This window comes from Streptomyces sp. NPDC002838, assembly GCF_040295365.1.
Lineage (GTDB): Bacteria > Actinomycetota > Actinomycetes > Streptomycetales > Streptomycetaceae > Streptomyces.
Genome location: NZ_JBEOVF010000073.1, coordinates 11,916 through 30,038 on the forward strand (window position 1 = coordinate 11,916; position 18,123 = coordinate 30,038).

General features: G+C 69.0%; 15 protein-coding genes and 3 pseudogenes. 13 read left to right on the top strand and 5 right to left on the bottom strand.

Features of this window, described 5'->3' with window-relative positions; genetic code table 11:
• The first annotated feature begins 106 nt into the window (after positions 1-106).
• On the top strand, positions 107-1,420 hold the full coding sequence (locus ABT063_RS46375; RefSeq protein ID WP_351067233.1) for an RICIN domain-containing protein: 1,314 nt from the start codon (positions 107-109) through the stop codon (positions 1,418-1,420).
• Between the two features lie 164 nt (positions 1,421-1,584).
• Here ABT063_RS46375 and ABT063_RS52515 read toward each other — a convergent pair.
• From ABT063_RS52515 to ABT063_RS46400, 4 genes and pseudogenes are all read right to left on the bottom strand, one after another.
• A pseudogene (locus ABT063_RS52515) lies at positions 1,585-2,075 on the bottom strand (flavin-binding oxidoreductase); the annotation flags it as partial.
• Between the two features lie 221 nt (positions 2,076-2,296).
• Positions 2,297-2,518 carry a hypothetical protein gene (locus tag ABT063_RS46390; RefSeq protein ID WP_351067268.1) on the bottom strand — a complete coding sequence of 74 codons (222 nt, stop codon included), beginning with the start codon at positions 2,516-2,518 and terminating at the stop codon, positions 2,297-2,299.
• Positions 2,500-2,631: pseudogene (locus tag ABT063_RS46395) on the bottom strand (IS5/IS1182 family transposase); the annotation flags it as partial. The pseudogene ABT063_RS46395 and the gene ABT063_RS46390, both read right to left, overlap by 19 nt.
• A gap of 55 nt (positions 2,632-2,686) precedes the next feature.
• A pseudogene (locus ABT063_RS46400) lies at positions 2,687-2,816 on the bottom strand (substrate-binding domain-containing protein); the annotation flags it as partial.
• Positions 2,817-3,040: 224 nt separating this feature from the next.
• Between ABT063_RS46400 and ABT063_RS46405 the strand changes: the two are divergent.
• From ABT063_RS46405 to ABT063_RS46425, 5 genes are all read left to right on the top strand, one after another.
• Entirely contained in the window at positions 3,041-4,126 is a 1,086-nt protein-coding gene (locus ABT063_RS46405; RefSeq protein WP_351067236.1) for an S-(hydroxymethyl)mycothiol dehydrogenase, read from the top strand.
• Positions 4,123-4,758 carry an MBL fold metallo-hydrolase gene (locus ABT063_RS46410; protein WP_351067237.1) on the top strand — a complete coding sequence of 212 codons (636 nt, stop codon included), beginning with the start codon at positions 4,123-4,125 and terminating at the stop codon, positions 4,756-4,758. Before ABT063_RS46405 ends, ABT063_RS46410 begins: the two co-directional genes overlap by 4 nt.
• A gap of 262 nt (positions 4,759-5,020) precedes the next feature.
• Positions 5,021-5,383: a bifunctional 3-phenylpropionate/cinnamic acid dioxygenase ferredoxin subunit gene (locus ABT063_RS46415; RefSeq protein WP_351067239.1), complete on the top strand. Its 363-nt coding sequence runs from the start codon at positions 5,021-5,023 to the stop codon at positions 5,381-5,383.
• Positions 5,380-6,543, top strand: coding sequence for an NAD(P)/FAD-dependent oxidoreductase (locus ABT063_RS46420; protein WP_351067241.1), 1,164 nt, complete (start codon positions 5,380-5,382; stop codon positions 6,541-6,543). Before ABT063_RS46415 ends, ABT063_RS46420 begins: the two co-directional genes overlap by 4 nt.
• A gap of 130 nt (positions 6,544-6,673) precedes the next feature.
• The gene (locus ABT063_RS46425) at positions 6,674-7,804 is read left to right on the top strand and encodes an aromatic ring-hydroxylating oxygenase subunit alpha (RefSeq protein WP_351067242.1); all 1,131 of its coding nucleotides are present in this window, start codon (positions 6,674-6,676) and stop codon (positions 7,802-7,804) included.
• A 13-nt stretch (positions 7,805-7,817) separates the two neighbouring features.
• Here the strand turns inward: ABT063_RS46425 and ABT063_RS46430 are convergent, their stop codons facing one another.
• Positions 7,818-8,564 carry an IclR family transcriptional regulator gene (locus ABT063_RS46430; protein WP_351067266.1) on the bottom strand — a complete coding sequence of 249 codons (747 nt, stop codon included), beginning with the start codon at positions 8,562-8,564 and terminating at the stop codon, positions 7,818-7,820.
• 201 nt (positions 8,565-8,765) lie between these two features.
• Between ABT063_RS46430 and betA the strand changes: the two genes are divergently transcribed.
• From betA to ABT063_RS46465, 7 genes are all read left to right on the top strand, one after another.
• Complete coding sequence (betA, locus tag ABT063_RS46435) at positions 8,766-10,436, top strand: choline dehydrogenase (protein WP_351067244.1); 1,671 nt, start codon at positions 8,766-8,768, stop codon at positions 10,434-10,436.
• A gap of 3 nt (positions 10,437-10,439) precedes the next feature.
• Complete coding sequence (locus ABT063_RS46440) at positions 10,440-11,276, top strand: methylenetetrahydrofolate reductase (RefSeq protein ID WP_351067246.1); 837 nt, start codon at positions 10,440-10,442, stop codon at positions 11,274-11,276.
• 12 nt (positions 11,277-11,288) lie between these two features.
• Entirely contained in the window at positions 11,289-12,131 is an 843-nt protein-coding gene (locus tag ABT063_RS46445) for an alpha/beta fold hydrolase (RefSeq protein WP_351067247.1), read from the top strand.
• Between the two features lie 208 nt (positions 12,132-12,339).
• Entirely contained in the window at positions 12,340-13,809 is a 1,470-nt protein-coding gene (locus tag ABT063_RS46450; RefSeq protein ID WP_351067248.1) for an aldehyde dehydrogenase family protein, read from the top strand.
• A 20-nt stretch (positions 13,810-13,829) separates the two neighbouring features.
• Positions 13,830-14,918: a quaternary amine ABC transporter ATP-binding protein gene (locus tag ABT063_RS46455; RefSeq protein ID WP_351067250.1), complete on the top strand. Its 1,089-nt coding sequence runs from the start codon at positions 13,830-13,832 to the stop codon at positions 14,916-14,918.
• The gene (locus tag ABT063_RS46460) at positions 14,918-16,891 is read left to right on the top strand and encodes an ABC transporter permease (protein WP_351067251.1); all 1,974 of its coding nucleotides are present in this window, start codon (positions 14,918-14,920) and stop codon (positions 16,889-16,891) included. The genes ABT063_RS46455 and ABT063_RS46460 overlap by 1 nt, the downstream gene beginning before the upstream one ends.
• Positions 16,892-16,908: 17 nt before the next feature.
• Positions 16,909-17,895 carry an ABC transporter substrate-binding protein gene (locus ABT063_RS46465; RefSeq protein ID WP_351067252.1) on the top strand — a complete coding sequence of 329 codons (987 nt, stop codon included), beginning with the start codon at positions 16,909-16,911 and terminating at the stop codon, positions 17,893-17,895.
• Positions 17,896-18,123: the final 228 nt, after the last annotated feature.

Sequence of the window (18,123 nt, forward strand, 5' to 3'; positions counted from 1 at the left end):
TTTCGCGCCGCGCGTCCAGTCGACCTGCCGCCGACTGGACGCACCCGGCAACGGGCCCAGCCGAACGCCCATCGCTACACCCATCCCTGCACCCAAGGAGACATCCATGACCATGCAACGACGGACATTCCTCAGGATAAGCGCGGCCGGAGCGACGGGCGTGGGTCTGTCCCTGCTCGGCGCGGGGCAGGCACTAGCCGCCGTCGGGCCGTTGGACACGGCGCCGACCACGCCGTTCGCGGTCGGCGTGCGTCGGTATGACTGGACCCGTGGCAGCCGCCCGTGCACCACCTACGTCTACTACCCCGCCACCGGCACCCCCGGCGGCAACCCGGTGACGAACGCCCCGGTCGCCAACGGTGTCTTCCCCGTCTACAACTTCACCCACGGCTTCCAAAGCAGCCCACAGAACTCCCTGTTCATCATCCGGGCCCTGGCCGCGGCGGGCTTCATCGTCCCCGCCCCGCACTTCAACCACAACTTCAACGACGTCAGAAACGGCAACACCTCCAAGGACGTCTCGCACATCCTCACCCAGAGCCTCGCCCTCAACACGAGCGGGCCGCTGGCCGGGCACATCAACACCGGCATCGGCGTCGGCGTCTCGGGCCACTCCCTGGGCGGCATGATCACTCATGGCCTGCTGACCTCCTGGCCCGACAGCCGGATCATCTCCGCCAACCCGCAGTCCTGCGAGGACATGGGCAACCCCGCCGCCTCGGTCTCCGCCAAGGTCCTGTTCGTCCACGGCGACCGGGACTCGACCACGTCGTACTCCTCGGCCCGGCAGGCGTACACGGAGATGACCTGGCCCAAGGCGTTCCTCACCTTCGTCGGCGGCAGCCACACCAGCTTCTGGAGCGACAACCGCTTCCCGAACACCGTCGTCGACTGGGCCCGCTGGACGATGTACGGCGACACCGCCGCACGGGACCGCCTCCCGGCCGACGCGGCCGGGCCCAATACCAGGTGGGAAGCCCAGCTGGGTGACTCACCCGGCGGCCCGGCCGCCTACACCCTGGTGGCCCAGCACAGCGGCAAGGCCGCCGACATCTACGAGGCCTCCACCGCTGCCGGCGCCCGGCTCGTCCAGTGGACCACCAACAGTCGCTCCAACCAGCAGTTCGAATTTGTGGACGCCGGCGACGGCCACGTCCGCGTCAAGGCGCGGCACAGTGGCCTGTTCCTCCAGCCCACGGGCACCGCGACCGGCGCTGACGTCGTCCAACAGGCCGACACCGGCGCCACCGGCCAGCAGTGGCGCGTGGTCGACCACGGCGGTGACGTGATCAGCCTCGTCAACCGGGAGTCCGGCCTGGCCATGGATGTCTGGGAGCACTCGACCGCCGACGGCGCCCGCATCTCCCAGTGGACCTACACCGGCAACCCCAACCAGCGCTTCACCCGCCGCCGCGTCTGACCCGAGACCTGTCGGAGCACCGCTCGGGCAACAGGGCGGGCGGTGCCCCGACATGGCGCTGACAACCCTTCGCGACCACATTGGACGGGCCTTTCCACGATCCGACCTCACCGTGGCGTCCGCGCAGACGCCGCACCGCATTCGTCCTCGTCGGCGCAATGATCGCGGACTCGATCGTGCACCCGGGCCAGCAGGGCGTCGGCCAGGCGGGCGGTGCCGCCGTCGATCTCGTAGAAGCGGGTGCCGGGGGGATGAGCGCCGAGCCCATGAAGCTGTGCGGGAAGGCGAGCGGCAGCCGGGACGTGAGATTTTCCAGGGTGCCGAGCAGGTCGATCGTGTTCGGATCGAGACGCGCGTGCTCGGACAGGAAGCGGTACATCGACCACTCACCGAACCGCTCCACCACACGGGCTCAGCCCGCCAGGCACTCGGGCAGAGCCTTGTCAACACGCAGCCCGTCGGGGCCCTTGACGTAGTCGGAGCGCCGCATGCGGATGCCATTGACGTACAGCCAGGTGCGGGCCGCCGGCTGGGCGTCGTGGTCCACATCGACGAGGTGGAACCGGCGGCGCTTCAAGTTGAGTTGGTCGATGAGCCCGATAACCAAGGAGTGGTTGCCGAGAATGCGCATCGCGCCGGCCTCGGCGCGCGCTCTGCTCTGGCGCTTCATGTCTTGGACGTGTCCACGCCGGGAGGCTGGAGCGATTTGCGCACGAATGTTCAGTCTCAGGGGCGAGGGTAGTCGAGGCGGTGGATGGCGTAGGCGCGGATAGCGGCTGCCAGCCATGGGGGAAGGTCGGGGTCCTCGGCCCCCACGATGCCTCGCTGCTGGTCGGCGCCGGCCTGGCAGAGGGCTCCGTGCAGCGAGCACGCTCCTCAGGCATCCACAACCGCCTGCAAAGCGGCAAGTCCTCCTCCACCCCTTCCTGAGGAGCCTTTGCCCACCCCGACGAGCAGGTCCAAGCCGCCGACACCTTCCGAGCAGGACACCACCTCGTCCTGCAAGCGGGAGCCGGTACCGGCAAGACCACCACCCTCGCGATGCTTGCCGCCGGCACCGGACGACGCGGTCGTTACCTCGCTTTCAATGATGTGCAAGATGCGTTCGCTGTTCCACCGCCCTGCGGCCGCGCCCGTTGCTCCGGGAGCAGCGGCTTGGCGATCTCCCATGAGCCGTCCGGCACAATCCAGCTCCATGTGCCCCGCCCCATGCCGGGGCAACGTCCGCCTCACCACGTAGGACACACGGTCTGGGCTGGGCGGAGACACGGGCGGCGGGGGTGTCGTCGAAGCCCACTGCGCTGGCGTCCTCCGGTACTCGAAGCCCGTACGGCCGGGCGGCCTCGATGACGCCGAGCGCCTGCTCGTCGTTGGCGGCGAAGACGGCGGTCGGAGGACGAATGCCCTCACGGTTGTCAGTTCTACGGCCGGGCGTCGCGCGGACCTCGCCGATCACATGGTGCCGAAGCCCGACAGACCCCGGGTGGCCGGGGATGAATGTGCCGAGCGCCGAATCCTTGACCCCTGGTCGGCCCTCCATGATGCTGTGTTGCGGCACATGAGATACGTGCCGTAATGAGCAACATTCGACTCAGATCTCGTACCAGCCGAGGAGTGGCCATGACGCACCAGGTCCGTGCTGTCGTCGCGCGGGGCAAGGGCGCCCCCGTCAGCCTGGAAACGATCATCGTGCCCGACCCGGGCCCGGGGGAGGCGCTGGTGAAGATCGAGGCCTGCGGGGTCTGTCACACCGATCTGCACTATCGCGAGGGCGGCATCAACGACGACTTCCCCTTCCTTCTGGGGCACGAAGCCGCGGGCGTGGTGGAGGCGGTCGGAGAAGGGGTCGCCGACGTCGCCCCCGGTGATTTCGTCATCCTCAACTGGCGTGCGGTGTGCGGGCAGTGCCGGGCCTGTCTGCGCGGACGGCCGTGGTACTGCTTCAGCACCCACAACGCGAAGCAGAAGATGACCCTGACCGACGGCACGGAGCTGTCGCCGGCGCTGGGCATCGGCGCGTTCGCGGAGAAGACGCTGGTGGCGGCGGGGCAGTGCACGAAGGTCGCCCCGGCCGCGTCGGCGGCTGCCGCCGGTCTGCTGGGGTGCGGCGTGATGGCGGGCATCGGCGCGGCCATCAACACCGGCAACGTCGGACGCGGTGACAGGGTGGCCGTCATCGGCTGCGGCGGCGTCGGGGCCGCGGCGGTCGTCGGGTCCAACCTGGCGGGCGCGGCGAAGATCATCGCGGTGGACATCGACGACGCCAAGCTGGACACCGCCAAGAGGCTGGGCGCGACCCACACCGTCAACTCCAGGAACACCGACCCGGTCGAGGCGATCCGCGAGCTGACCGGCGGATTCGGCGCCGACGTGGTCGTCGAGGCGGTCGGCCGCCCGGAGACGTACAAGCAGGCGTTCTACGCCCGCGATCTGGCCGGCACGGTCGTTCTCGTCGGCGTGCCGACCCCGGAGATGAAGCTGGAACTGCCGCTGCTGGACGTCTTCGGCAGGGGCGGCGCGCTGAAGTCCTCCTGGTACGGCGACTGCCTGCCGAGCCGGGACTTCCCGATGCTCATCGACCTTTATCTGCAGGGCCGCCTGGACCTGGACGCCTTCGTCACGGAGACCATCGCGCTGGACGACGTGGAGAAGGCCTTCGAGCGGATGCACCGTGGCGACGTCCTGCGCTCGGTGGTGGTCCTGTGACGGCCGGCGCCCGCATCGAGCATCTCGTCACGTCGGGGACGTTCTCGCTGGACGGCGGCACCTGGGACGTCGACAACAACGTGTGGATCATCGGCGACGACACCGAGGCGATCGTCATCGACGCCGCGCACGACGCCGAGGCGATCGCCGAGGCCCTCGGCGGGCGCACCCTGGGCGCCATCGTGTGCACCCACGCGCACAACGACCACATCGACGCCGCGCCCGACCTCGCCGCCCGCACCGGCGCCCCGATCCTGCTCCACGGCGACGACCTGCCGCTGTGGAAGCAGACCCACCCCGACCGGACGCCCGACGGCGACCTGGCCGACGGGCAGGTCCTCACGGTGGCCGGTGTCGAGCTGACCGTGCTGCACACCCCCGGCCATGCCCCCGGTGCGGTGTGCCTGTACGCGCCGGCGCTCACGGCCCTCTTCAGCGGTGACACGCTCTTCGCGGGCGGGCCGGGGGCGACGGGACGGTCGTACAGCCACTTCCCGACCATCATCGACTCCATCCGGGACCGACTGCTGAGCCTGCCGGGCGACACCGTCGTACACACCGGCCACGGGGAGACGACCACCATCGCCGCCGAGGCCCCCCATCTTCAGGAGTGGCTCGACCGAGGGTTCTGACCACCGCCCTTCGAACAGTGCAACTGTCCACCCCGGGAGGGGGTCCGACGCTGGACCGCCCCTCTTCGACCACGTCGGAGAGGCTGATTCCGGCGTTGTGCCCCCTCCTGTTCTCTGTTTCATATAGAGATGGAAGTTGTGTGATGAGCAACTCAAGTAGGCGGCTCAACCGGCTCTCGGAACGCCTTGACAAGGGTTCGGGCCGACTTCAGACTGATGTTGCGCTTACCGCAATCCGTTTCGTTATACGCACCGAGGTGTCATGATGATTCCCGCGTGCCGTCTCGCGGATCTGCCGCGAGGAGAGGCCATCCGGCTCGACATCGACCCGCCGGTCTCGGTGTTCCACACCGACGACGGCGAGCTCTTCGCCATTGACGACACCTGCACCCACCAGGACGCCTCGCTCGCGGACGGCTGGCTGGAGGGCTGCGAGGTGGAATGCCCGCTGCACGCCTCGAAGTTCGACCTGCGCACCGGTGCGGTCGACGCCCCGCCGGCCAAGCTCCCCGTGCGGACCCACGAGGTCCTCGTCGAGGACGGCATGGTCTACGTCCGGCTGTCCACCGCCGCCCCCAACCTGCCGCCGTGCGTCGCGGCCCGCCTCGCCGGGACCCTCACGTGAGGACGGTGGCTGTGGTGGGCGCCTCGCTGGCCGGCCTGTCGGCGGCGCGCTCACTGCGGAAGCAGGGCTACGACGGGCGGCTGGTCGTCATCGGAGACGAACTCCACCGCCCGTACGACCGGCCCCCGCTGTCCAAGGAGTTCCTGGCCGGCACCATCGGCGAGGCGGACCTCGCGCTGGAGACGGACGACGAGGACCTGCGGGCGGAGTGGCTGCTCGGCACCCGCGCCACCGGACTCGACCGCACCGACCGCGCCGTCCGGCTCGCCGACGGCCGGGAGGTCCGCGCCGACGGCATCGTCATCGCGACCGGCGCCGTCGCGCGCACCCTGCCCGGCTCCGAGGGCCTGGCCGGAGTGCATGTCCTGCGCACCCTGGACGACGCCCGCACGCTACGGGACGAACTGGTCCGCGGTGGACGGCTGGTGGTGATCGGCGGCGGATTCGTCGGCGCCGAGGTCGCCTCCACCGCATGCGCCCTCGGGCTCGACGTGACGGTGGTCGAGGTGGCCCCGACGCCGCTCGCCGGACCGCTCGGCGAGGCCATGGGCGCCGTCGTCTCCGGCCTCCACGCGGACCACGGCGTACGGCTGTTGTGCGGCGTGGGCGTCAAGGGGCTGAGCGGTGAGCGCCGGGTGGACGCCGTCCTGCTCGAGGACGGCCGCAGCATCCCCGCCGACATCGTCGTGGTCGGAGTGGGCGCACGACCGTGCGTCGAGTGGCTGGAAGGATCCGGCGTCGAGCTCGACAACGGCGTCAAGTGCGGTGTGGACGGCCGCACAAGCCTGGCCGGCGTGGTCGCGGTCGGCGACTGCGCCAACTGGTACGACCCCCGTACGGGCGCCCATCGCCGCGTCGAACACTGGACCGGCGCGCTGGAGCGCCCCGCCGCCGCCGTCGCCACGCTGCTGGCGGGCGGCGCCGTGGAACCGGGCGTACCGCGACCGCCGTACTTCTGGTCGGACCAGTACGGCGTGAAGATCCAGTTCGTCGGCCACGCGGCCGCAGCCGACAGCGTGACGATCGAGGAAGGCTCCGCGGAGGACCGCAATGTCCTCGCCGTCTACCGGCGTGCCGGTGAGCCGGTCGCCGCGCTCGGAATGAACCAGCCGCGGCTGTTCACCCGCTGGCGCAAGCATCTGGCCCGCCCCGCGTCTTGACACCGCCCCTGAGGCACCCCATGCTGCGGTTTCACATGGCGCGCAGCGTTGCACCATACACAACGCCGTCCGGAGCCGCTCTTCCCGGCGCGTGAATGACCCCGCCACGACGTTCCCCGAGGAGTTCACTGTGACCTCGACCAGCCTGCCGGACAGCCTGATCGCCACTCTCCCCGGCTCCTCCTACACCGATCCCGGGTTCTTCGCGCAGGAGCAGGAGCGCATATTCGAGTCCATGTGGTTCTGTGTCGCGCGCGCCTCCGACCTGGCGAAGCCCGGTGCCTTCCGGACCGTCGACGTGGGCCGCGAAAGCATCCTCGTCACCCGCGCGAGGGACAACAGCATCCGTGCGTACTTCAATGTATGCCGGCACCGCGGCGCGCGGATCTGCACGGAGGACAGCGGCGAGGTCAAGCGGGCCTTCCAGTGCCCGTACCACGCCTGGACCTACGACCTGAACGGCAAGCTCGTCGCGGCGCCCAACCTGACCAAGATGCCCGACGTCGGCCGCACCGAGTACGGCCTGGTGAGCGTGGCCACCCGCGAATGGCTCGGCTATGTCTGGGTCTGCCTGGCGGAGAACCCGCCCTCCTTCGAGGAGGACGTCATCGGCGAGGTCGTCGGCCGCCTCGGCGACGTCGAGCCGATCGAGCACTACGACATCGACAGCCTCTCGGTCGGCAAACGGATCGTCTACGACGTGAAGGCGAACTGGAAGCTCATCATCGAGAACTTCATGGAGTGCTACCACTGCGCCACGATCCACCCCGAACTGACCGAGGTGCTCCCCGAGTTCGCCGACGGCTTCGCTGCGCAGTACTACGTCGGGCACGGGGCTGAGTTCGGTGAGGAGGTCCGGGGCTTCACCGTCGACGGCTCCGAGGGATTGGACCGCATCCCCGGGGTGGCCGAGGACCAGGACCGCCGTTACTACGCGATCACCGTCAAGCCGCAGGTCTTCATCAACCTCGTCCCCGATCACGTCATCTTCCACCGCATGTACCCGGTGGCCGCGGACCGCACGATCGTCGAGTGCGACTGGCTCTATCTCCCGCACGTCGTCGAGAGCGGCAAGGACGTCAGCCGGTCGGTGGAGCTCTTCCACCGGGTCAACCAGCAGGACTTCGACGCCTGCGAGCGCACCCAGCCCGGCATGAGCTCCCGGATGTACGCCAAGGGCGGCGTCCTCGTCCCCAGCGAGCACCACATCGGTGCCTTCCACGACTGGGTGCACGAGCGCCTGGGCACGTACCAGCAGTAGGAGAGGTGGGCGCTCAGCCCAGGTAGCCCATCCGGTGGCTGATCTCCTCCGCGCCCTTGATCAGCACCGGAGCGAGCTCGTGCAGGCGCTCCTCGGAGAGCCGGTACGAGGGGCCGGAGGCGCTCACCGCCGCGACGACGTCTCCGTCCCGGTCGCGAATCGGGGCGGCCAGGGCGTGGAGACCGAGCTCCAGCTCCTCCATGGCCCAGGCGTAGCCACGCTCCCGGGCCTCGGCGAGGTTCTTCTCGAGCTTCGTCTTCGCGGTGATGGTGTGCGGGGTGACCTTCTTCAGGCCGGTCTGGGTCAGCAGTGCGGAGCGGTCCTTGGTCGGCAGGTGGGCCAGCAGGATCTTGCCGCTCGACGTGGCGTGCAACGGGGTCAGCTGGCCGACCCAGTTCTGCGCGGTGACAGCCCCCGGGCCTCGCACCTGGTAGAGATTGACCGCGTAGTGCTCCTGCAGCACGGCGATGTTGACGGTCTCGCCGATCTCCTCGGCCAGCTCCTCGCAGACCGGGCGGCTCTGCTGGGTGATGTCGATACGCCCCGTGACCGCGCCGGCCAGGCGCACGATGCCGAAGCCGAGGCGGTACTTGCCACGTTCGCCCGCCTGCTCCACCAGGCCGCGCGCCTCCAGGGCGCCGAGCAGGCGGAACGCGGTGGACTTGTGAACATCAATCTCGCCCGCCACCTCGCTGACGCCCGCCTCCCCGCGTTGGGCCAGGATCTCCAGGACACTGATGGCGCGGTCGACCGACTGCACTCCGCCGGCGTGTGAATTCGAGGTTTCGGTTTCCAGGTTGTAGTTGCTCACAACGCAACTATACCCACAGTAAACAACGCTACTGCAAGTAATGATGGCGGAATGAAGCCCTTGCAGGTTGCGTTGCTCGCAACCTGGTGCGTATAGCGCTACTGTGGCTAGCATGCCCGCGTATCTACGGCGCGAGCGAGACGAGGCATCATGGCTCCCCTCCACTACGACTTCGTCATCGTCGGCGGCGGATCGGCCGGCAGCGCACTGGCGAACCGGCTCTCCGCGGACCCGGCGAACCGCGTGCTGGTCCTGGAGGCCGGCCGGTCCGACTACCCGTGGGACGTCTTCATCCACATGCCCGCGGCGCTGACCTATCCGATCGGCAGCCGGTTCTACGACTGGAAGTACGAGTCCGAGCCCGAACCCCACATGGGCGGCCGACGCGTCTATCACGCCCGGGGCAAGGTGCTGGGCGGCTCCAGCAGCATCAACGGCATGATCTTCCAGCGCGGCAACCCCATGGACTACGAGCGCTGGGCGGCCGACGCCGGCATGGAGACCTGGGACTACGCGCACTGCCTGCCGTACTTCAAGCGGATGGAGAACTGTCTAGCCGCCGACCCCGACGACGAGTTCCGTGGTCACGACGGACCGCTCGTCCTCGAACGCGGCCCGGCCGGCAATCCGCTCTTCACGGCCTTCCTCAAGGCCACACAGGAGGCCGGCTACGCGCCCACCGACGACGTCAACGGCTACCGGCAGGAAGGTTTCGCCAAGTTCGACCGCAACGTCCACCGCGGGCGTCGTCTTTCGGCCTCGAAGGCGTACCTGAAGCCCGCGATGAAGCGGCCGAACCTCACGGTCAGGACCCGCGCCCTCGTCACCCGGGTGCTCTTCGAGGGCAAGCGCGCCGTCGGCGTCGAGTACCAGCGCGGCCGGGGTGCGCTCCAGCAGGTCCGCGCCAAGGAAGTCATCCTGTGCGGCGGCGCGATCAACTCCCCGCAGCTGCTGCAGCTGTCCGGCGTCGGAAACGCCGAGGAGCTGAGCGCCCTCGGCATCGACGTCGTCCACGACCTGCCGGGCGTCGGCGAGAACATGCAGGACCACCTGGAGGTCTACGTCCAGTACGCCTGCAAGCAGCCGGTCTCCATGCAGCCGTACATGGCCAAGTGGCGCGCCCCCTTCATCGGAGTGCAGTGGCTCTTCCGCAAGGGCCCGGCCGCCACCAACCACTTCGAGGCCGGCGGCTTCGCCCGCAGCAACGACGACGTCGAGTACCCCAACCTGATGTTCCACTTCCTGCCGATCGCCGTCCGCTACGACGGCTCTTCGCCGTCCGGAGGCCACGGCTACCAGGTGCATGTGGGCCCGATGTACTCCGACGCCATCGGCTCGGTGAAGATCAAGAGCAAGGACCCGCGCGAGCACCCGGCGCTGCGCTTCAACTACCTCTCCACCGAGCAGGACCGCCGCGAATGGGTCGAGGCGATCCGCGTCGCCCGCAAGCTCCTCGACCAGCCCGCGCTCGCCCCCTACAACGACGGGGAGATCTCGCCCGGCCCGTCCGTGGCGACGGACGAGGAGATCCTCGCCTGGGTCGCGAAGGAGGGCGAGACCGCCCTGCACCCGTCCTGCACCTGCAAGATGGGCACCGACGAGATGTCCGTCGTCGAACCCACCAGCATGCGGGTGCACGGCCTGGAGGGCCTGCGCGTGGTGGACGCCTCCGTCATGCCGTACGTCACCAACGGCAATATCTACGCACCGGTGATGATGATCGCCGAGAAGGCCGCCGACCTGATTCTCGGCAAGGAGCCGCAGGCGCCGTCGAAGGCCGTGTACTACCGTCACCGTGACGCCCAGAAGCAGGCCGGGTAGACCTTGGGCACCCCAGGGCTGAGGACGCTGCTCGACAGCGTCCGCTATGAGGTGCTGCCCGCGAAGGCGACCGAGGACAAGGTCCTCGCCCATGTACCGCGCGACGTCGTCGTCACCGTGACGGCGTCGCCGGTCAAGGGCCTGGAGCCGACCCTCGACCTCGCCACCCGGCTCGCGGCACACGGCTACCGCGTCGTCCCGCACGTCCCGGCGCGCCTGCTCCGGGACGACGGGCACCTGAAGGAAGTCGTCGACCGGCTCCGCGAGGCGGGCGTGGACGACGTCTTCGTACCGGCGGGGGACGCGGACCCGCCCGCCGGGGTGTACGAGGGGGCGCTGCCGGTGCTGCGCAGCCTGAGTGAGCTGGGCCGGCCCTTCACGCACGTCGGGGTCACCGGCTATCCCGAGAGCCATCCGCTCATCCATGACGACATCACCGTCCAGGCGATGTGGGACAAGCGCGAGCACGCCACGTACATCGTCAGCAACCTGTGCTTCGACCCGCGCGTGCTGGGGGAGTGGATCACCCGGATACGGCGCCGGGAGGTCACCCTGCCGGTCCATGTGGGCGTGGCGGGGCCCGTGCAGCGGGCGAAGCTGCTGGCGATGGCCACGAAGATCGGGGTGGGGGAGTCGACGCGCTTCCTGACGAAGCACGCCTCGTGGTTCGTGCGTTTCGCGGCACCCGGAGGGTATGCCCCCGAGAGGCTGCTGGCCCGCACGGAGGAGGCCCTCACGGTAGCCTCGGCGGGGGTGGCCGGCCTGCACCTGTTCACGTTCAACCAGATCGCCGAGACGGAACGGTGGCGCCGCGCGCTGCTGGACCGGCTGGGCGGCTGAGCGAGGAGAAGGATGCTGTCCGACACCGACTGGAAGCTGACCCGAACCTTCCCCAGTACGGCCGGTGACGTCCGCTGGGACCGGCTGGGTGACCCCGGCCGACCGCCGGTCGTCCTTCTGCACGGCACCCCCTTCTCCTCGTACGTCTGGCGTGCCGTCGCCCGGTCGCTCGCGCGCCACCACCAGGTGTTCGTCTGGGACCTGCCCGGCTACGGGGCCTCGGAGAAGGCGGCGGGCCAGGATGTGTCCCTGGCAGCCCAGGGCCGGGTCTTCACCGAGCTCCTGAGTCACTGGGGTCTGGCGGAACCGCTCGTGGTCGCCCACGACTTCGGCGGCGCCGTCGCCTTGCGGGCGCATCTGCTGCACGGCGCCCGCTACCGGGTCCTCGCCCTGGTGGATCCGGTCGCGCTGGCGCCGTGGGGGTCTCCGTTCTTCCGGCTCGTCGGCGAGCACTCCGAGGTCTTCGAGCGGTTACCGCCCGCACTCCACCGCGCCCTGGTGCGTGAGTACGTCGCCTCCGCCAGCAGCCCGGGGCTTCATCCCGTGGTCCTCGACCGGCTCGTCGAGCCCTGGCTGGACGATCTCGGCCAGGCGGCCTTCTACCGGCAGATCGCCCAGGCGGACCAGCGTCATACCGACGAGATCCAGGGGCGGTACGCCGAAATCGGCATCCCCACTCTTGTCTGCTGGGGGGAGGACGATACCTGGATCCCCGTGGCGAAAGGCCGCGAACTTGCCGCTCTCATCCCCGATGCGCGGTGGGAACCGATCGCCGGCGCGGGCCACCTGGTCCAGGAGGACGCCCCCGCCGAACTCACGGCAGCGCTCATCTCTTTCCTCCAGCACCCGCTCTGACCGAGCGGCGGTGCGCCGGAGGTCGTATACAAAACCACCGGTGTGTGGGGTCGAAGGGCTGCTCGGAGGATCGGAAGGGGCCGAACGGCCCTTGTGAAATCGTCATCCGCCAACCTCTTGACGCATGTCTGCGCATTCGCGAAGGTGTTCCACCACAAGCAATCGGATGCGCGATGCGCAACGCATTCTCGATTGAAGGGCTGGGCGAGTGGCAGAACTGTATGTGGACGGGACATGGCGGGATCCGGTGGCCGGAGGGCGCCGGGAGATCCGCTGTCCCGCTGACGGCACGCTCACCGCGACCGTGTCGGAAGGGACGCGTCCCGACACCGAGGCGGCGATCGCCGCGGCTCGCCGGGCCTTCGACGAGGGACCCTGGCCGCGCACCCCCGAGCGGGAGCGCGGCGCCCTGCTGCTGCGCACCGCCGACCTCATCGAGCGCGACGCCAAGGAATTCGCCCGCGCCGAATCACTGGACACCGGCAAGCGGCTGGTGGAGAGTGACTACGACATCGCCGACATCGTCTCCTGCTTCCGTTACTACGGCGGGATCGCCGGCACCGACGCCGGCCGGGTGATCGACACCGGCCGCGACGACGCCGTCAGCCGCGTCGTCTACGAACCGATCGGCGTGTGCGGGCTCATCACTCCCTGGAACTATCCGCTGTTGCAGGCCAGTTGGAAGGTTGCCCCGGCCCTCCTGGCCGGCAACACGATCATCCTCAAGCCGAGTGAGCTGACCCCCTCCACCTCGATCCTGCTGATGAAGGCGCTGGAGGAGGCCGGGCTCCCGGCCGGCGCCGCCAACCTCGTCCTGGGCACCGGGCCCGAGGTGGGCGCCCCGCTCGCCGAGGACCCCGCCGTCGACATGGTCTCCTTCACCGGCGGCCTGGAGACCGGCAAGCGGATCATGGCCACCGCCGCCGCGACGGTGAAAAAGGTCGCGCTGGAGCTCGGTGGCAAGAACCCCAACGTGATCTTCGCCGACGCCGACTTCGAGACGGCCGTGGACTTCGCTCTCACGGCCGTCTTTCTGCATTCGGGACAGGTCTGCTCGGCCGGCGCCCGGCTGATCGTCGAGGACTCGCTGCACGACCGCCTCGTCGACGAGGTCGTCCGTCGCGCCCGGCAGATCCGCCTCGGCGGGCCCTTCGACCCCGAGGGCGAGACCGGCGCGCTGATCTCGGCCCAGCATCTGGAGAAGGTCGAGGCGTACGTCGCGGCAGGTCTCGCCGAGGGTGCCATACTGCGCTGCGGCGGCGAACGGCCCGACGACCCGGACCTCGCGAACGGCTACTACTACCCGCCGACCGTCCTCGACGAGTGCCGGCAGGACATGCGCGTGGTGCATGAGGAGTCCTTCGGGCCGGTGCTCACCGTGGAGCGCTTCACCGACGAGGACGACGCCGTACGCATCGCCAACGACACCGAGTACGGACTCGCCGGAGCCGTCTGGACGCAGGACGCCGGCAAGGCCCAGCGGGTCGCCCGACGACTGCGCCACGGCACGGTGTGGATCAACGACTACCACCCCTATGTGCCGCAAGCGGAATGGGGTGGCTTCGGGCACTCGGGCGTGGGTCGGGAGCTGGGACCGACCGGCCTGGACGAGTACCGAGAGCCCAAGCACATCTGGCAGAACATCCAACCCCGGCCGCAGCACTGGTTCCGCGGCTGAACGCCGAAAAGAGGTCGATCGTGACCCCAACACAGACCGAGGCGCCGCAGCGACGCGGCACGCCCCAGGACTCGGACGGCACGCCGGTCATATCCGTGCGCAAGCTGTGGAAGGTGTTCGGGCCGAAGGCCGAACGGGTGCCGGAGTCCAAGGAGCTGTGCGGGCTCACCCGCCGCGAGCTCATGGACCGCACCGGATGCACCGCCGCCGTACGCGACGTGAACTTCGAGGTCGCGCCGGGCGAGGTCTTCGTCGTCATGGGGCTGTCCGGCTCCGGCAAGTCCACCCTGGTGCGATGTCTGACCCGGCTGATCGAACCGACCGCCGGTGAGATCGTCTTCGAGGGCGAGGACATCCGCGAGGCGGACGCGGGGCGCCTGCGCGACCTGCGGCGCCGCAAGTTCTCCATGGTCTTCCAGCACTTCGGTCTGCTGCCCCACCGCCGCGTCGTCGACAACGTGGCGTTCGGGCTGGAGATCCGCGGTATGGGCAAGGCCGAACGTGCCAAGCGGGCGATGGAGGTCGTCGAGCTGGTCGGCCTCGCCGGCTACGAGAACTCCTACCCCGACCAGCTCTCCGGCGGTATGCAGCAGCGCGTCGGTCTCGCCCGGGCGCTGGCCGGCGATCCGGACGTCCTCTTCTTCGACGAGCCTTTCTCGGCGCTGGACCCGATGATCCGCCGTGACATGCAGAACGAGGTCATCCGGCTGCACCACGAGGTCGGCAAGACCATGGTGTTCATCACCCACGACCTCTCCGAGGCACTCAAGCTGGGCGACCGCATCCTCATCATGCGCGACGGCAAGATGGTCCAGTGCGGCACCGGCGACGAACTGGTCGGTGCCCCCGCCGACGACTACGTACGCGAGTTCGTCAAGGACGTGCCGCGCGGCGATGTGCTCACCCTGCGGTGGATCATGCGTCCGCTGGAGGACGGCGACGCCCTGGACGGTCCCGAGCTGGGCCCGGACGTCGTGGTGAAGGAGGCGACCCGGGCGGTACTGGCGGCCGACAAGCCGGTCAAGGTCGTTGAGGAGGGCAAGCTGCTCGGCATCGTCGGAGACGAGGAGATCCTCGCGGTGGTCGCCGGGCAGGAAGGCGGCGTGTGATGGCCGTCGCCTTGGAGAAGACCGAGCCCCTGGCAGGCGTACGCCAGGTCAGCCGACGCACGGTGGTGGCCGCGATCCTGGTCGCCTGGCTGGTGCTGTTCGCGATCTTCCGCGGAAAACAGACCCTGGCCCTGGCCGCCGCGGACCTCACCGACCTGCACCGGTGGTTCAACGACGTCAACGACTCCATCGGCGCGAACCGCAACTCCAACCCGCTCTTCCTCTACTTCTTCAACGAGATCCGTCTGGTCATCGACAACCTGGTGACCTTCGTGCAGGAGCTGATCTCCCAGCCCTCCGCCGGCCGCCCCGTCCCGCAGGTCGGATGGCTCGGCGTCGTCGGCATCGCCGGCTACGTCTCCTGGGCCGTGGGCAACTGGCGGGTCGCCCTGCTGGCGGTGGCGGGCTTCACCTTCATGGGGTTGCAGGGGCTGTGGCAGGAGAGCATGGACACCCTGGCCCTCATCCTCTGCGCGGTCTTCGTGGCGCTGCTGTTCGCGATCCCGATCGGTGTGTGGGCGGGGCTGTCCGATCGGGTCCACCGGATCGTGACGCCCTTCCTGGACTTCATGCAGACGATGCCGACCTTCGTCTACCTGGCACCCCTGACCCTGTTCTTCCTCATCGGCGGGGCCTCCGCCACGATCGCCACCGCGATCTACGCGGCGCCGCCCGCGATCCGCATCACCGCGCACGCCATCCGCTCGGTGCCCGAGACCACCGTGGAGGCGGCGGACTCGCTCGGCGCGACACGTCGGCAGGCGCTGCTGAAGGTCCTGCTGCCGATGTCCAAGCGGACCGTGGTGATGGGCATCAACCAGTCGATCATGGCCGCCCTGGCGATGGTGACCATCGCGGCCCTGATCGACGCGCCCGGCCTCGGCAAGACCGTCGTCCAGGCCCTGCAGTCGCTCGACGTGGGGACGGCCTTCAACGCCGGCCTCGCCATCGTCGTGATGGCGATCGTCCTCGACCGGGTCACCACCGCCGCGAGCACCCGCGAGGAGACGGCCCGGCGCTCGGGCGGCCGGTTCCTGACCTGGCGGCGGCCGCTGCTGGCCGCGGGCGGAATCGTCACGGTGGTCCTCGTCTACATGTCGCACACTTATGTGTGGGCGGCGGAGTTCCCCGGCGAGGGCGGCATCGGCACTTCCATCGCGAGTGGGGCCGACACCGCGACCACCTGGGCGCAGGACAACCTCTCGGGCCTCACCAACGCGTTCCGTGACGGCATCACCAACGGCCTGCTCAACCCGTTCCAGTCGCTGCTCACCGACTCTCCGTGGTGGCTCGTCGCAGCGGTGCTGATCGCGCTCGGTGCGGTACTCGGCGGCTGGCGCGCCGGCGTCACCGCGGCCGTGTGCGTGGGCCTGCTGGTCGCCACGGGCGTGTGGTCGGACGCCATGACGACGATGGCGTCGACCCTCGTGGCGACGGTGCTGGTGATGGTGCTCGGCGTCGCCATGGGAGTGTGGATGGGGCGCAGCCTGCTCGTGGACCGGGTGCTGCGGCCCACCCTGGACGCGGCGCAGGTCATGCCGCCGTTCGTCTATCTCGTGCCGTTCCTCGCGCTGTTCGGCGCGACCCGTTTCACGGCCATCGTCGCCGCGATCGTCTACGCGGCACCGGTCGCCATCAAGATCATCGCGGACGGAGTCCGGGCCGTGCCCGCGACCACCGTTGAGGCGGCCACCTCCGCCGGGTGCAACACCTGGCAGACCATCACCAAGGTTCAACTGCCGATGGCACGCAGCGCCCTGACCCTCGCCACCAACCAGGGCCTGATCTATGTGCTGTCGATGGTTGTTGTGGGCGGCCTGGTAGGCGCGGGCGCCCTCGGCTACGACGTCGTGGCCGGCTTCTCGCAGGGGCAGCTGTACGGGAAGGGGCTCGCCGCGGGGCTGGCCATCGTCCTTCTCGGAGTCATGTTCGACCGGATCACTCAGGCAGCGGCGCGGCGTACCAGCGCGTAAGTAAGGAGCAACTGACCATGGCAAGGCAAGCAAGACAGTGGAGAATCGGCGCGGCCGGCATAGCGGGCGTGGCTGTCCTCGGGCTGACCCTCTCCGCCTGCGGCGGTGCGAAGGTCGGTGACAGCTCCTCGGAGGCCGGCGGATCGGGCAGCTCCGGCAAGTGCGGCACCTTCAACCTCGCGGTCAACCCGTGGGTGGGTTACGAGGCCAACGCGGCGGTCCTCGCCTACGTCGCGGAGAACGACCTCGGCTGCAAGGTGGTCCAGAAGGACCTGAAGGAAGAGATCGCCTGGCAGGGCTTCGGGACGGGCGAGGTCGACGCCGTCGTCGAGAACTGGGGCCACGACGACCTGAAGAAGAAGTACATCACCGACCAGAAGACCGCCGTCGACGCCGGCCCGACCGGCAACGAAGGTCTCATCGGCTGGTACGTGCCGCCGTGGCTGGCCAAGGAGCACCCGGACATCACCGACTGGAACAACCTCAACAAGTACGCGGCCGAGTTCAAGACCTCCGAGTCGGGCGGCAAGGGCCAGCTCCTCGACGGAGACCCGTCGTTCGTCACCAACGACGAGGCCCTGGTGAAGAACCTGAAGCTGGATTTCAAGGTCGTGTACGCGGGCAGTGAGACCGCGCTCATCCAGGCCTTCCGCAAGGCGGAGAAGAACAAGGAATGGATGATCGGCTACTTCTACGAGCCGCAGTGGTTCATGTCCGAGGTGCCGCTCGTCAAGGTCAAGCTGCCCGAGTACAAGGAGGGCTGCGACGCCGACGCGGAGAAGATCGCCTGCGACTACCCCGTGTACAAGCTCGACAAGATCGTCAGCAAGAAGTTCACCGAGTCGGGCAGCCCTGCCTATGACCTGGTGAAGAACTTCACCTGGACGAACGACGACCAGAACACCGTGGCCAAGTACATCGCGGTGGACAAGATGTCCCCCGAGGCGGCGGCGAAGAAGTGGGTCGAGGCCAACCGCGACAAGGTGGACGCCTGGATCGAGTAGGGCCGGAAATCCGAAGCCGGAAATCCGTCGAACGCGCCCGGTGGGCGGAGCGCACCTGTGCGCTCCGCCCACCGGGCATTGCCGTGTTTCCGGCCTGTTTTCCCACCCGTGTTCCGACCCGTTTTCCGACGTCCCGGACCCTCTTGACACCCACCAGCACGCCAGGCACATTGAGTTGCGCAACCTGAAGCATGTTGCGCAGACAGCAACTAAGTCGGCTGGACTGTT